General features: G+C 70.6%; 9 protein-coding genes and 1 pseudogene. 7 read left to right on the top strand and 3 right to left on the bottom strand.

The features are described from left to right. Positions 1-26: 26 nt before the first annotated feature. The 3 genes from EO776_RS07305 to EO776_RS07295 all read left to right on the top strand — a co-directional run bounded on the left by EO776_RS07305 (position 27) and on the right by EO776_RS07295 (position 4506). On the top strand, positions 27-1193 hold the full coding sequence (locus EO776_RS07305) for a thiolase domain-containing protein (RefSeq protein WP_049929629.1): 1167 nt from the start codon (positions 27-29) through the stop codon (positions 1191-1193). Then, positions 1190-1654, top strand: a complete 465-nt coding sequence (locus tag EO776_RS07300) for a Zn-ribbon domain-containing OB-fold protein (RefSeq protein WP_049929630.1) — start codon at positions 1190-1192, stop codon at positions 1652-1654. The genes EO776_RS07305 and EO776_RS07300 overlap by 4 nt, the downstream gene beginning before the upstream one ends. Before the next feature lie 140 nt (positions 1655-1794). Next, a complete protein-coding gene (locus EO776_RS07295) occupies positions 1795-4506 on the top strand; it encodes a hybrid sensor histidine kinase/response regulator (protein WP_049929631.1) in 2712 nt (903 codons plus the stop codon). A gap of 41 nt (positions 4507-4547) precedes the next feature. Here the strand turns inward: EO776_RS07295 and EO776_RS07290 are convergent, their stop codons facing one another. After that, complete coding sequence (locus tag EO776_RS07290) at positions 4548-5315, bottom strand: VOC family protein (RefSeq protein WP_049929632.1); 768 nt, start codon at positions 5313-5315, stop codon at positions 4548-4550. Between the two features lie 449 nt (positions 5316-5764). On the opposite strand from EO776_RS07290, the pseudogene EO776_RS07280 reads away from it, so the two are divergent. The 3 genes and pseudogenes from EO776_RS07280 (at position 5765) to EO776_RS07270 (ending at position 9650) form a co-directional block, all read left to right on the top strand. After that, positions 5765-7545 (top strand): annotated as a pseudogene (locus tag EO776_RS07280) (histidine kinase N-terminal 7TM domain-containing protein). 30 nt (positions 7546-7575) lie between these two features. Continuing rightward, entirely contained in the window at positions 7576-8016 is a 441-nt protein-coding gene (locus EO776_RS07275; protein WP_049929634.1) for an EamA family transporter, read from the top strand. Positions 8017-8114: 98 nt separating this feature from the next. Then, the gene (locus tag EO776_RS07270) at positions 8115-9650 is read left to right on the top strand and encodes an MATE family efflux transporter (protein WP_049929635.1); all 1536 of its coding nucleotides are present in this window, start codon (positions 8115-8117) and stop codon (positions 9648-9650) included. 49 nt (positions 9651-9699) lie between these two features. Here EO776_RS07270 and EO776_RS07265 read toward each other — a convergent pair whose 3' ends face one another. Next, a complete protein-coding gene (locus EO776_RS07265) occupies positions 9700-10107 on the bottom strand; it encodes a DUF6069 family protein (RefSeq protein WP_129452380.1) in 408 nt (135 codons plus the stop codon). Between the two features lie 295 nt (positions 10108-10402). Between EO776_RS07265 and EO776_RS07260 the strand changes: the two genes are divergently transcribed. Further along, on the top strand, positions 10403-10696 hold the full coding sequence (locus EO776_RS07260; RefSeq protein ID WP_049929637.1) for a hypothetical protein: 294 nt from the start codon (positions 10403-10405) through the stop codon (positions 10694-10696). Between the two features lie 140 nt (positions 10697-10836). Here EO776_RS07260 and arcS read toward each other — a convergent pair whose 3' ends face one another. Further along, positions 10837-12669: an archaeosine synthase subunit alpha gene (gene arcS, locus EO776_RS07255; RefSeq protein WP_100050448.1), complete on the bottom strand. Its 1833-nt coding sequence runs from the start codon at positions 12667-12669 to the stop codon at positions 10837-10839. Positions 12670-12745: the final 76 nt, after the last annotated feature.

Raw genomic sequence — 12745 nt, 5'->3', positions numbered from 1 at the left:
ACCGCATCCCCGATCATCGTTCGTGTATGTCTGAGGTACGCGTCGCCGGTGTCGGGCTCACACCCTTCGGCAGCCACCCTGAACGGACCGGCCGCGATCTGTTCGCGGAGGCCGCGCTCCGGGCGTTCGAGGACGCCGCAGTGGCTCGGTCCGACGTCGAGGAGCTGAACTACGGGAACTTCATGGGCTCGCTCGCCGAGCACCAGGGCCACCAAGCGCCGCTGATGGCCGAGGCCGCCGGGGTCCGCTGCCCGGCGACGCGCTACGAGTCGGCCTGCGCGTCGGCCGGGGTCGCGGTCCGCGAGGCGGTCCGGACGGTGGCGGCCGGCGACGTCGACGTGGTCCTCGCGGGCGGAATGGAACGGATGACGAACCTCCCGACCGACGAGGTGACGGAGGGGCTCGCCATCGCCGCCGACGACCTATTCGAGGTCCGGTCGGGCGTGACGTTCCCCGGCGCGTACGCGCTCATGGCGAACGCGTACTTCGACGCCTACGGCGGGACCCGCGAGGACCTCGCGCACGTCGCGTCGAAGAACCACGCCAACGCGGTGCCGAACGAGTACGCCCAGTACCGGAAGGAGGTGTCCGTCGACGAGGCGATGGACGCCCCGCCGGTCGCGGAGCCGCTCCACCTGTACGACGCCTGTCCGATCACCGACGGCGCGAGCGCGCTCGTGCTCGTCTCCGAGGAGTACGCGGCCGACCGGGACCTCGACGCGCCGGTCGCGGTGACGGGGACCGGACAGGGGACCGACCGGATGGCGCTCGGCGACCGCGACAGCCTCGCGCGGACGCCCGCCGCGGACGACGCGGCCGACGCGGCCTACGCCGACGCCGACATCGGTGCCGACGCGGTCGACGTCGCGGAGGTCCACGACTGCTTCACCATCGCCGAAGTGCTGGCGCTGGAGTCGCTCGGACTGTTCGAGCCGGGTGAGGGGATCGCGGCGGCCCGAGAGGGCGTCACGACCGCCGACGGCGACCTCCCGGTGAACCTCTCCGGCGGCCTGAAGGCGAAGGGCCACCCGGTCGGCGCGACCGGCGGCTCGCAGATCGCGGAGCTGACCCGCCTACTGCGGGGCGACCACCCCAACAGCGACCACGTTCCGGACGCCGAGGTCGGCGTCGCGCACAATGCGGGCGGGACCGTCGCGAGCGCGGTCGTCCACGTGCTGGAGGTGGCGGAATGAGCGACGACGGCGCGGACGCGGCGGACGCCTCGTCGCCGACGGACCGAGAGTACGCCGAGTGGCTCGACGCGCTCGCAGACGGGGACGGGTTCGCGGTCGTCTGCCCGGAGGGGCACGGTTCCCTTCCCCCGCGGCGGGTGTGTCCCGAGTGCGGCTCCCCCGAACTCTCGCGGGAGCCCCTCGACGAGACGGGGACCGTCGAGACGTACAGCGTCGTCCACGTCCCCTCGCCGCGCTTCGCCGACGACGCGCCGTACGCGACCGCGGTGGTCGACTTCGGCCCGACGCGGCTCACCGGCGTGGTCCGCGACGGCGACGCGGAGCGAGACGGAGACGACGCCGCCCCGGCGGTCGCGATCGGCGACGCGGTGACGGTCGATATCGGCGAGCGGGCCACCGACGGCGAGCGGCTGGTCGCCTTCCGTCCGGCCGCCGGTGAGACCCCGGCCGAAGACGAGTGAGCCGCGAGCGGCGGGCTGACGGACCGGTTCGGGAGCCCCGGGCGATCGCGGCCGGCGACCGCTGACCGCTCGGACGGAGCCGACCGCTCGACGCCTGCGGGGCAAAACCGTTATACCCGAATGGTAAGTAATCCGAGTGTATGACCGACCGCATCCCGGTCCTGCTCGTCGACGACGACCTGGACCTGCGTGCGGTCGTCGCGTCGTTCTTACGGGAGGAGCGAGACCGGATCGCGGTCGAGACGGCGCCCGACGCGGCCGCCGGACTCGAGACGCTGTCGGAGCGCGACGTGGAGTGTATCGTCTCCGACTACGAGTTGTCCGGTCGAGACGGCCTCGATCTCCTCGACGAGGTCCGTGAGCGCGACCCGGACCTTCCCTTCATCCTGTTCACCGGAGGGGGGAGCGAGGCGGTCGCGAGCGAGGCGATATCCGCGGGCGTCACCGACTACATGCGGAAGTCCGGCGACACGGAGCAGTGCGAGCGGCTGGCGGACCGGATCGTCGAGGCCGTCGAGCAGCGGCGGGCCGAGCGGGAGGCCGAGCAGGCCGTCGGACAGTTCCGCGCGGTCGCAAAAGGGGCGTCGGACGCGATCCTGTCGGTCGACACCGACGGCGTGATCCGGTTCGCGAACGCCGCCGTCGAGCCGATGTTCGGGTACGAACCGGCCGATCTGGAGGGTGAACCGCTCACGACGCTGATACCGGAACGACACCGCGACGACCACCTCGAGGCGGTCGATCGGTATCTCGCCGACGGCGAGCGGAGCGTCGACTGGTCAGACGTCCGGTTCAACGCGCTCCACCGCGACGGCCACGAGGTCCCCGTCTCCATCTCGTACGGTGAGTTCACCGCGGACGGCGAGCGGCGGTTCGTCGGCGTGGTCCGCGACGACAGCGAGCGCGAGCGACACCGGGCGTTCATCGAACACGCCGGCGACGTGGTCACGGTGCTGTCGAGCGACTGGCGATTCCGGTACCTGAGTCCGTCGTGCGAAAGCGTGATCGGCTACGCGCCGTCGGACCTCCTCGGCGAGCGGGCGCTGGAGTACATCCACCCGGAGGATCGAGATGCCGTGAGTGAGGCGCTCGGCGCGCTCGAGGGCGACGGGGACCCCCCGACCGCCGAGTACCGGTTCCGAACGACCGACGGCGGCTACCGCTGGCTCGAGTCCGTCGGCAGCGACCGGATCGAGACGGACGGCATCGAGGGGTACGTCGTCACCACGCGCGACATCTCCGAGCGGAAGGAGCGCGAGCGGACGCTCGCGAGCCTCCGGGAGTGGACGCGGGAGCTCAACTACACGCGAACCACCGACGAGGCGGCCGAGCTGGCGGTCGAGGCGGTCGACGACCTGATCGACGCCGGGTTGAGCGGGATCCACCTGCTCTCGGAGGACGGCGAGAGCCTCCAGCCGGCCGCGCTCGGCGACTCTGTGCCGATGCTGTTCGAGGAGCAGCCGTCGTACGACCGCGACGCGCCGGCAGGATCGCGCGCGGCGCTGGCGTGGGGCGCCTTCCGCGGCGAGGGGTCGGTCGTCATCGACGAGCTCTCGTCGTCCGATCGGTTGGACGAGCCCTCGCCGGCGGAGAGCCTCGTGTTGGGCCCGATCGGCGACCACGGGCTGTTCGTCGTCTCCTCCCCGGACCCGCACGAGTTCACCGACACCGACGTCCTCGTGGCGGAGATCCTCACCGACCACCTCGAAGCGGCGCTCGACCGGATCGAGCGCGAGAGCCGCGTCGAGCGGCTCCACGGCGCCACGCGGACGCTCGTCCGCGCGGAGTCGCGGGAAGCGATCGCCGAGCAGGCCGTCGCGGCCGCCACCGACGTCCTGGAGTTCTCGATCGTTACCGTCCGGCTCTACGACGAGGCGGCCGGCGGGCTGGTCCCGGTCGCCGTCTCCGACCGCGCGACGGAGGTGTTGCCCGAGCGGGAGACGTTCACGCCGGACGGCGGGAGCCTCAACTGGGCGGCGTTCGAGGCGGGCGAGCTCCGGAAGTTCGACGACATCCGGACGACCGACGCGCTCGACGTCGACACGCCGCTCCGGAGCCTGCTCATCGTTCCGATCGGCGAGTTCGGGACGATATCGATCGGCGAGACGGAGCCGGGCATGCTCGGCAGCGTCGACGAGTACCTCGCCGGAATCCTGGCGACCGCGGCCGAGACGGCGTTCCAGGCCGAGGCGCGCACCCGTCGCCTCGCGGATCGGACTGCGGAGTTGGAGCGGCAGAACGACCGACTAGAGGAGTTCGCCGGCGTCGTGTCACACGACCTCCGGAACCCGCTCGAAGTCGCGCGGGGCCGGACCGAACTCGCTCGCGAGGAGTGTGACAGCGAACACCTGGCGGCGGTCGAGCGCGCCCACGACCGGATGACCGCGCTGATCGACGACCTCCTCACGCTCGCGCGCGAGGGCGACCCCGTGACCGACGCCGAGCCGGTCGACATCGCACGGGTCGTCGGCGCCTGCTGGCGGACCGTCGACACCAGCGACGCGACGCTGCGCACCGAAGTCGAGGGGACGGTGGTCGCGGACGAGGGGCGACTCAAACAGCTGTTAGAGAACCTGATCCGGAACGCGATAGAACACGGCGGCGAGGACCTGACCGTCACGGTCGGATCGCTGCCGGACGGTTTCTACGTGGCCGACGACGGCCCGGGGATCGACCCGGACCTGCGCGGGACGGTGTTCGACGCCGGCTACTCCACATCGCAGTCGGGGACCGGATTCGGGTTGCGGATCGTCGAGCAGGTGGCCGACGCGCACGGCTGGTCGGTGCGGGCCGTCGAGAGCGAGGCCGGGGGGGCGCGCTTCGATATCACCGGGGTCGAGTCGGCAGACTGACGGCGACCGCGGAGGAGAAACGGAGTCGGACGGCGGCGGACTCAGTCCCGCGTGACCAGTTCGACCTCGTGGCCGTCCTGGTCCTTCGTGAACGCGTAGTTGTGGTCACAGGAGGCGGGGTCGCGGTAGTCAGGGGCCTCGCGGGTCATCAGCGCGTCCCACGCGTCGTCGAGGTCGTCGACGCGGACCGCGACGTGGCCCCACGCGTCGCCCATCGTGTACTCCCGGCCGTCGTAGTTGTAGGTGAGTTCGAGCTTCATCGCCTCCTCCGGTGCGTCCTCGGGCGCCACGAAGTAGTTCGAGAAGGTGTCGGCCTCCCAGCGGCCGGGGTACTCGGTGTACTCGAACTTGCGGGTCCAGTAGCCGAGCGCCTCGTCGGCGTCCTCGACGCGGACCATCGTGTGGTCGATGCTCCACTTCGCGCCGTGGTCGCGCTTGACGATCTCGATCTCGTGGCCGTCCGGGTCCTTCACGAACGCGTAGCGGTTCCCGCAGGACTCGGGGTCGCGGTAGTCGTCGACGCCCTCCGACATCAGCTGGTCGTACGACTCCTGGAGCGCGTCCTCGGGGACGCGAACCGCGATGTGACCCCACGCGTCGCCGAGCTCGTAGCTCCGGCCGTCGTGGTTGTACGTGAGTTCGAGGAGCGCGCCGTCCTCGTGAACGTCCTCGGGACCGAGGAAGACGTTGGTGAAGGTGTCGGCCTCCCAGCGGCCCTTCTCCTCGTAGTTCAGGTGGGTCTGGTACCAGTCGAGGCTCTCCTCTAAGTCCTCGACGCGGATCATCACGTGATCGAAGGTTCCGTCCATACGCGAGTTATCGGCCGCTCGTGTCAAAAGCGTACTGAACCCCGAAGGTGCCCGCGTCGTTCGACCGAGCCCGCTGATACCGCGAGCGCTCGCGTTTTGTTAACGCCTCACGGCGTGGGTAAGTGTAGATCGATACCCCACGACGCACGTCCGTCGCCGACCTGCGGCGGACGTCTCCATGGCAAACGAACCGATCAGGCCGTCGACGCCAGACGGCACGGCAGCGCAGTCTCGTCCGCGCGCAACCACCCCCGCCGCGGGGTCCCTCGGACGGGTCGCCGCGTTCGACGCGGGCGCGCTGTTCACCGCGCGTTCGTCGCCGGCGTCGCGCTCCTCGCGCTCGGCGGGTGAGGCGGCGCCCACCGGTAGGTTCGGCCGGGTGACGCCGGAATTTTCAATTAGGTGAACAGACCCGATGAGTTATAAATCCGATCTGTGTAAAAAACGGCATGGCCGCGTTGAGCCCGCTCTCCGTCGCTCTCCTCGTCGCCGTGACGGTCGGTCTGGCGGCGGCGATCCTCGCGTGGCGGGAGCGACCGGAGCCGGGCGCGACGTGGCTCGCGGTGTTGCTCGCCGGGCAGGTCTGGTGGGCGACGTTCCTCGTCTTCGAACTGGAGGCGACCACGCTGCCGGCGAAGGCGCTGTGGTACGACGTCCAGTGGGTCGGCGTCGTGGCCATCCCGGTCGGCTGGCTCTTCTTCGCGCTGGCGTACACCGGCTACGACCGCTACGTGACGCCGTTCTCCGTTGCGCTGGTGTCGGTCGTGCCCGTCGCCACCGTCGCGGTCGCCGCCGCGGACGACCCGGGGAACCTCCTCACGGTCGGTCGATTCGTGCGCGAGACCGCGGTCGGAACGTTCCTCGACGTCGTCCCCGGTCCGCTGTACTACGTCATCGCGGGGTACACCTACCTCCTCGGCGCCGTCGGTTCGGTCCCACTTATCCAGCTGATCCGCGACGACGCGCGCCCGTTCCGCGGGCAGAGCGCGGCGCTGCTCGTCGGGACCGCGGCGCCGTGGGCCGGGAGCGTCGCCTACCTCTCCGGCGCGATTCCGATCCCGGGGCTCGATCCGACCCCGCTGGTGTTCGTGGTCTCGGGGGTGGCATACCTCCTCGCGCTGTCGCGGTTCCGACTGCTGACGCTCGCGCCCGCGCCGCGCCGCCGCGCGCGCCACAGCTCGTCTTCGAGCAGCTTCACGACCCCGTCTTCGTCGTCGGCACCGAGGGGCTCGTCGTCGACCTGAACGAAAGCGCGGCCGAGACGTTCGGCGTCGACCGGCGCGCGGCGATCGGCGAGCCCGCCGACGCGGTCGTCCCGAAGTACGAGACGGTCAGCGAGCCAGACGGCGCCGAGGGTGACGCGCCGCGAGCGGTCCCGATCGTCGGCCGCGACGGGCGGCGACCGTACGAGGCGACTGTCAGGGACGTGACCGACGACCACGACCGCACCACCGCCCGAGTGATACCCTTCCACGACGTCGGCGCGTACCTCGGCCAACAGCAGCGGCTCAACGTGCTCAACCGCGTGTTCCGTCACGACGTGCGGACGGAGACCAACCTCATTCAGGGGTACGCCGCGCGGCTCCGGACCGACCCGACGGACGAACGCGCGCTCTCGGTCATCGAGGAGAGCGCCGGGCGGATGCTCGAACGCAGCGAGCGCACCCGGACCGCCGGCGAGCTGTTCGCCCCGACCGAGGAGTCCGGGTCGGCGCCGCTGCCGGACGTGGTCGACGAGGCCGTCGCCGACGCGCGGGAGATCGATCCCGACGCGCGGATCGAGGTCGGAACGGTGCCGTCCGTCTCGGTGTCGGTGGTGCTGCGGGTCGTCTTGGAGAACCTCTGTTCGAACGCGGTCCGACACAACGACGCGGACGAGCCGTGGGCCCGGATCGACGCCCTCGTCGAGGACGGCTGGGTCGAGGTCACCGTCGCGGACGACGGTCCCGGCATCGACCCCGCGGAGTACGACGTGTTGGACCGCGGCACCGAGACGCCGCTGCGCCACGGGAGCGGGATCGGCCTGTGGATCGTCAAGTGGGGCGTCGACCACCTCGGCGGCCGGATATCGTTCGCGGAGCGCGAGCCGAGGGGGACGGCGGTGACGGTCTGCGTCCCGGTTCACGACCGGGGCGGTTCGGACGCCGACCGGGAAGGCGACGTTCCCGACGACTCGCGGTCGGCCGACGAGTCGGCCCCGCTGGGGCCGCCGCCGAACGCGGGTCGATAGGCACTTGCCTCCGGGCGGTGACCCCGTGGTATGGACGCTACGGCCACGACCTACCTCCCGTACGCGCTGCTCGCCATGGGTGCGTACGCGCTCGTCTCGCCGCTGATGCGCGTCGCCACGACCGGTCCGAACGCGATCCCGAGCGACGTCGCCGTCGTCGTCTCGAACACGCTGCTCGTCGCCATGGCGCTCGGCGTGATCGCGTACACCGGACAGGAGTTCACCGGCCACCTCGCCTCGCCGAAGCTGGCGCACGTGCTCGCCGCGGGCGTGTTCCTCGGTATCGGGATCCTCGCACTGTACCGTTCGCTCTCCGCGGGTCCGGTGAGCGTCGTGACGCCCATCTTCGCGATGTTCCTCGTCTTCTCGTCGGTGATCGGCTTCCTCTTCCTCGGCGAGTCGTTCACGGCTCGGAAGGGGCTCGGGATCGTCTTCGCCGCCGCGGCCGTCTACCTCGTCTCGGGCGCCTGATCGGGCGACGGCTCGGCCCGCGACCCCCGCTCGATCCGGAACCGCCTGCCGCGTGACGAAACTCCTTTAGCCGCCAGCGGAAAAGGCGGGCATCTGCCGTGTCTCGCCTTCCGAACTCCCTCCGCGAGCTGATCTCTCGGCTGCCGAACCCCTTCCGCGCGCTGATCCTCTACATCGGCTTCGCCCTCGCGAGGGCCGGGCTGATCGACCGTCACCGGGTGGTGCGGACCACCGACCTCGCGTGGCCCCGGATCGTCACCGGGATCGCCCGGATGTCGAAGAACGCGGTCGACGTCGCGATGGTCGGCGTCGCGGTCGGCACGAGCGCCGTCGCCGGCGTCGGCTTCGCGGGGCCCTACTGGGGGCTCGCGTTCGCGTTCGGCGGCGGCGTCGCCGGCGGCACGATCGCCTTGGTCTCCCAGCGGTACAGCGCCGAGGCGTTCGGCGAACTGGGGGACGCGGTGCGCTCCAGCGTCCTCCTCGCGGTGGCGATCACGCTGCCGGTCAGCGCGGCGTTCTGGCTGTTCGCCCCCGCGCTCATCGACGTGTTGAGCAGCAACGAGGCGGCGATCGCCTACGGCGCGGACTACCTCCGCGTCGTCGGCCTCGGCGTCCCGTTCGCCGCGCTCAACCTCGTCGGGAGCCGCATCCTCGTCGGCTGCGACGACGCCTACACCGCGATGCAGGTCCGGGCCGGCGGCGCGGTCGCGAACATCGCCCTCAGCGCGCTGTTCATCTTCGGGTTCGGCTGGGGCGTCGAGGGGGCCGCGGTCGGCACCGTCCTCTCGAACGTGCTCGCGGTCGGCGGCTTCACCGTCGGCCTCGTGCGCGGGAGCGCCCCCCTCATCGGCGAGTTCCCGGTCGCGATCGACCCGACCGGCTCGTACCTGAACCCCGGCATGCTCCGCGACCTCGTCGAGATCGGCGTCCCGGTCGGGGCGCGCAACCTCGTGTGGACGGCCGCCGAGTTCCCGATGCTCGCCATCCTCGACGTGTTCGGGGAAAACACCGTGGCCGCGTTCGTCATCGCCCGCCGCATCTGGGGGATCATGAACACGCCCGGCTGGGGGTTCGGCCTCGCCTCCTCCAGCCTCGTCGGGCAGGAGCTCGGCGTCGAGCGCCCGGACGAAGCGGAGGCGTACGCCCGCGACATCATCCGCTTCTCGGTGGCGACGTACGCCGTCTCCGCGGTGCTGATCGCCGTCTTCGCCACCGACATCGTCTCGCTGTTCGCCGAGTCGCCCGACAGCCCGGAGATACCGATCGCCGTCAACCTCGTGTACGCGGCCTGCGCCGCGGTGATCTTCCAAGGCGTCTCCGGCGGGGCGGCCGGCCCCCTCGACGCCGCCGGCGACACGAAGATCCCCTTCGCGAGCCAGTTCCTCGGGATGTTCTGCGTGTCGATCCCGCTCGCGTACGTCGGCGCACACGACGCGACACCCGCGATCGACCTCCCGCTCGTCGGCCTCACGGTCCCCGAGGTGGCGCTCCCGGCGATCGGGCTGTGGGGACTCTACTTCGCGTTCATGGCCGAGACGACGATCCCCGCCGCGATCAACTACCTCCGGTTCCGGTCGGGGAAGTGGAAGAAGATTAGCGAGGCGTACCGACCCGAGGCGACCGCCGACGACTGAGGAGTGCGGGTTCGGCCGGCCTCGCGAAGGTGTAAACTCCGGAAGCTGGCTAACGCCCGAACGGAGTGTTCGGGAGCGCGATCATCGCGGTGATCGCCGGCGGGACGTGAAGCGCCATCAGCGCGACGGCCTCGCTCGTCGTCACGCCCTCGACGGCGACGAGCAGGCCGACATCGGGGACGAACGACAAGACGAGCGCGGCGACGGCGACGCGGACGAACGTCCGGTCCGGCGTCGCGGAGAAACGCGTGAGCGCCCCGTAGATAACGGCCGCACCGATCGTTCCCAACAGCGTCCAGACGACGATCGGGGGGTACCGGAAGAACTCCGTCGACGCCACGAGACCCCCGGTCAACGCGATCCACCCGAGAGCGAGATTGACGGCGACCCCGATCAGGAACGTCCCGGCCCCGCGGACGGCGAGCGTCCGAGCGGCTATCGGATTCCGTGCGGTCATGCCGACCTCCCGTCCGGGGACGGCCCGACGCGCGACGGGGTGTCGGCTCCGAGCGGCGAGTCTGTCGGGCGCTGCTTCGCGGTCGCAGCGACGGCGGTTCCACAACATCGGTCCGCCGCCTCAGCGTCTCTCATCATAGGTCGTATACAGGCGCCCTACGGATAAACATAGTGTTGTAAAAAGTCCACAATATATACGGAGGAAGTTGCTGGAAATGCGCATCTGAAGAAAACTGACGGGGTGGTATTGCGTGTTAGGGGCAATAGTTATCCGGCGGCGAGACGTACTACCGTGTATGAAAGGCTGTGAGAAAGGCCGTCTATTCGGGTCCGCAATGATACTCGTCCAAGGGGTCGTCACCGCGCTCTTCCCGCGGGCGAGCGTCAGGCTCAGCAAAAAGATGATCGGGAAGAACTTCGACAACGCGTCGGAACTCGAAGCGAAGCCGGCGTACCTCCGGCAGCTCCGTGCGATCGGCGTCGGTATGATCGCCGCGGGCGGGACGGGGTTGCTCCTCGAAGACTCCGAGGAATTGGAAACCGAACTGTCCGAACTCGGCGGCGCGGAGGGATCCGAGGCCGACGAGTGAAGCGCTCGCAACGCCGATAGTTCGGGGAACTTCTCGCGGAGCGCTCCCGAGTCGTAGCGGGCCGACATCGAAACGGGCTCCGGGTCCGGCGCGACAACTGAAGGCGATCGTCCGCCGAGGAGTTCACCGGAGCCGTCCAGTTACTTCTCCTCTCCGTGCCGCACCTCGACGGCGACGCCGCGGGTCGATCCCGCCATTTCTGGGCCAGACATCGCCGCGCGGCCGACCGCGAACGCCTTCGGCCCCTCGATGACGACCTCGTCGCCGACCCGAATATCGTCGTCCGCGTCGACGACGCCCGGCGCGAGCACGGAGCCACGCGGGACGAACTGATCGATCTCCACCCGCTTCGTCGGCGCGTCGCTCTCGACCCAGCGGCGCGCGCCGGCGAGGGTGAACGAGAGCGTGCCGTACTGCGGGACCATCGTCGCGAGCTGTTCGCCCGGCTCGCCCTCGCGGCCGGCGTCGGGCTCGTCGCCCCACACCTGGAGCTTGGGGTAGCGGCCGGTGGTGCGGACGTCGGCCTCGCCGCCGTATCGGTCGCCTCCGCCGCTCGCGCCGAGACCGCCGAACAGGTCGTCGCCCGCGCCGTCGCCGAGCAGGTAATCGGCGATAGCGCGAACCGTGTTGTGCTCGCGCTCCCGCTTGCTGTACGCCGGCTCGCCCTGGAGGGCGGCGTTCAGTTCGCCGAGCGACTCGTCGGTCGTCGGGTGGTCGACGCAGGTGTACTCGAAGCCGGCGTCGATCGCGGGGTCGCTCTCCACGCGCTCGCAGATCTCGCGGTACCCGTCCTCGGGGACGTGCGCGACGACGCGCGAGTAGTCGTTGCGTTCGAGATACCGCCGGAGGACCTCCGCGACGAACTCGATCTCGTCTTCGCTCCAGTCGCCCGTGACGACCGAGTCGTAGTGTTGAGCGGGGTAGGTCGTCTCGAGCTCCTGCGGCACCACGCCGATAGGGGAGGTAATCGAGACGGTGTGGCCGCGCCACTTGATCGCGTCGTGGAACTGGCGGTGACTCTGGGAGTCGCTGTACGGCTTCGTCGCCGAGCAGGGGACCAACACGAGCGGCTGGTCGGTGAACCGGTTCCGGTAGCGGCTCGTGACGCGGTCGGCGAACCGACGGATCTCGACGCGGTCGAGCGTCTCCGCCGACGCCGCCGTCACCTCCGCGTCGCGCATGAGCGGCGTCCGCTCCTCCAAGTACCCCCACTGGTCGTCGAACTCGCGGAACGCGGCCGTGAGCCACCCCTCGTGGCGGGCCTGCGCCTCGATGTAATCGCGCAGGCGGCCGCTCCGGATCCGCTCGCGGACCCGCCGAAGCTCGGCCCGCAGCGCGTTGGCGTTGTGGTCGGCGCAGTCGTCCCGGGTGAACTCGCTTCGGGGTTTCGCGCAGGCCGGGCAGGCGCAGGGGAGCTCCTCCAAGTCTTCGAGGAAGTGTTCCGCGTCGGCGGTGAGGTACATCCCCTGCGTCCCCTTCGTCCGGGCGCGCGTCGCGTCGACGAGGTCGGCGCCGGCGTACGCGAGGAGCGCGACGTTCCGCGGGGTCGCGACGCCGGAGAGGCCGAGCGCGGCGTCCGGCGGCAGCGCCGACTTCGCGCGGAGGATCGCGTCCCGGAACGCCTCGCCGTGGCCGACGAACCCCTGCGCGTCCGAGAGCAGGTACGCGTCGGCGCCGAGGTCGCGGGCGCTCCGACTGTCGACGACCGCGGCCGAGGGGAACGCGACGCCAGGGTGGTCGACCGCGAACGACTCGCGCACCTCGTCGCGGGTCCCCGCGGGGAACGCCCTGTGGGGAAGCACCGTCAGCGCGGTCTCGTCGCCGTCTGGGACCTCGCGGTCACCGGCCCAAAGACTTCCGCCGTCGTCGAGGAACGGGTCCGCCAGCGCCGGCGTGGACATGGGCTCGGCGAGGCGGACCTCCCCGAGCCGGGCGGCGCCGTCGCGCTCGTGGACCTCGAAGTAGTCGGTCATACCACCTCTCGCGGGGGGACCGTCAATTCTCTTGTGTTCCGGAGCCGCCGGGCTCCGAGTGGTTCGGCCGCCGACC

The organism is Halorubrum ezzemoulense, assembly GCF_004126515.1.
Lineage (GTDB): Archaea > Halobacteriota > Halobacteria > Halobacteriales > Haloferacaceae > Halorubrum > Halorubrum ezzemoulense.
This window is presented reverse-complemented; position numbering and strand designations above follow the sequence as displayed.

What these genes read in the sequence shown, in the direction of transcription:
- EO776_RS07305 (WP_049929629.1), top strand. Translation starts at nt 27, where the DNA reads ATGTCTGAGGTACGCGTCGCCGGTGTCGGGCTCACACCCTTCGGCAGC.
- EO776_RS07300 (WP_049929630.1), top strand. Translation starts at nt 1,190, where the DNA reads ATGAGCGACGACGGCGCGGACGCGGCGGACGCCTCGTCGCCGACGGAC.
- EO776_RS07295 (WP_049929631.1), top strand. Translation starts at nt 1,795, where the DNA reads ATGACCGACCGCATCCCGGTCCTGCTCGTCGACGACGACCTGGACCTG.
- EO776_RS07290 (WP_049929632.1), bottom strand. Translation starts at nt 5,315, where the DNA reads ATGGACGGAACCTTCGATCACGTGATGATCCGCGTCGAGGACTTAGAG.
- EO776_RS07275 (WP_049929634.1), top strand. Translation starts at nt 7,576, where the DNA reads ATGGACGCTACGGCCACGACCTACCTCCCGTACGCGCTGCTCGCCATG.
- EO776_RS07265 (WP_129452380.1), bottom strand. Translation starts at nt 10,107, where the DNA reads ATGACCGCACGGAATCCGATAGCCGCTCGGACGCTCGCCGTCCGCGGG.
- EO776_RS07260 (WP_049929637.1), top strand. Translation starts at nt 10,403, where the DNA reads ATGAAAGGCTGTGAGAAAGGCCGTCTATTCGGGTCCGCAATGATACTC.
- arcS (WP_100050448.1), bottom strand. Translation starts at nt 12,669, where the DNA reads ATGACCGACTACTTCGAGGTCCACGAGCGCGACGGCGCCGCCCGGCTC.